Source organism: Streptomyces sp. 13-12-16, from assembly GCF_002114215.1.
GTDB lineage: Bacteria > Actinomycetota > Actinomycetes > Streptomycetales > Streptomycetaceae > Streptomyces.
On sequence record NZ_NCTE01001172.1, the window covers coordinates 1 to 1,799 of the forward strand.

Consider the following 1,799-nt stretch of genomic DNA (forward strand, 5'->3'; position numbering starts at 1 on the left):
CGGGGCGGCTGGCGGACGGCAGGCTCGTGCTGCGCGGCGGCGGGGCCCTGCTCGCCCTGCACCCCGCCGAACTGGTTCCCGGTCTGCCGGCCGATGCCGCCGACCCGGTGGCCGAGGCGCTGACCGACCGGGAGCGGCCCGTCGTCGGCGACCACTCGGTGTGGCTGCACCGTACGGCCGACGGGACGACGGCGAGCGGACTGCACCTGCGGGAAGAGGCCGAGCGGCTGGTGCTGCCGGTCGCCGTGGTCCGCGGGGACGGCGGCGAACAGCGTCCGGCGGGCGTGCTGTGCCAGGAGAGCGGCTCCGGTGCCCTGCGCTGGCTGCCCACGGCGCACGCGGCGTGGACGGAGCTGACGGGCAAGCAGCTGCACGAGTGTCTGGTCCGGCCGCGGCGGCCGGTCTGGGCCCAGGTGGGTTCCGGCGGGCACGTCTCGTGCACCACCTCGGCGTCGGCGCTCAGCCACTTCCGGCACCTGAGCATCGGCCAGCCGGTCCGCCTGGTCGTGCTCGGCATCACGCACCGCAGACCGGGCCACGGCCGGCACGAGTACCTGGCCCGGCTGGAGAGCAACGACATCGTCGTGTCCTTCCTCAGCAGGTCGTCCAAGCACTGGGAGAACGAGCGGCTCGTCGGCGAGGTGGAGGCGCTGACCGACCGCGCCGACGACGACGTGATGCAGGTGCGCACCGTCCCGCGGAACCGGCGCGGCACGGTGCCCGACCTGCCCCGTGCCGTGCTGTCGGCCGCCGCCGGTACCCGTGCCGCGTCCTTCGAGCGCTACCGGGAGCTGTGTCTCGACCCGGCCCTCGAGATCGTCGGTGCCGGGGAGACGCCCGCCAACCAGCGAGTCGTGCGGGCGGCGTGGAACCACCTGGACTCCGGTGGCACCGGGGGCCTGTCCGACGAGGCGGCGGACGCCCTGGACGACTGGATCGACGTCTGCATGAAGGAGGACTGGGAGGAGAAGGAGGTGGACCTCCTGCCGCTCCTCGGGGCGACGCTGCTGAGCGCGGCGAGGAGCGCCACCGACCCGGAGGAGGCGGGGTTCGCCGTCGACCTGGCGTACAACGTGGGGGAACGGGCCCTGCGGGCCGTCCACGTCGACCCCATGCTCGGCCCCTGGCTGGGCGGCGGGCGGGGCCGGGACGGGCTGTGGGGCAGGATCCCGACGGTGGCGGCCCTGATGGAGCCGACCGAGCTGGAGCACCTGGTGGCCTTCGGGCGCTCCAGGCTGTACCGGGCGGCGGTGGAGCAGGATCCCGAGCTGGAGCGGGTCGCCCGGGGACTCCTGTTGTCGGTGGGGGAGCCGGTCGATCCCGCCCCGCTGCTGGAGCCGGCCGGGGTCCTGACGGAACTGTCGCGCCTCGGCCGTGCCCTGGTCGTGCCGAGGGGCAGGGCAAGGGCGCAGGACAGACTCCACCCGGCCCAGACCGGCTTCCTGGCCGCGGTGTTCCGGGCCGTCCTGCGGGATGCGCGCCGAGCGGTGCTGCCGGGTCTGCTGTTCCTCCCGACGGCCTCGGGACGGGACACGTGACCGGCCGTCACCCCGCCGCCGAGGCGCGGGGCGACAGCCTGCTGCTCGTGCCGTGACACACGTCGAAGGGCTCCCGCACGGACATTCCGTGCGGGAGCCCTTCGACGTTCAGACGTTCAGTGGAGCACCGGCTCGCCCTCCCGCTCCTTGAAGCGGACCCACGCCGAGCACACCGCCACCAGCACCGCGGACGCCGCGACCACCGCCATGCCGGTCGTCAGATCCGAGTGGCCGGCGACGAAACCGATCAGGGCCGGGCCC

At 74.7% G+C, this 1,799-nt stretch carries 1 protein-coding gene; it reads left to right on the forward strand.

The genetic code is table 11. The features are described 5' to 3' along the window. Window positions 1-1,538 (forward strand): hypothetical protein (locus tag B7767_RS46880; protein WP_179167451.1); only part of this gene is annotated, 1,538 nt, incomplete at its 5' end. Window positions 1,539-1,799 lie beyond the last annotated feature (261 nt).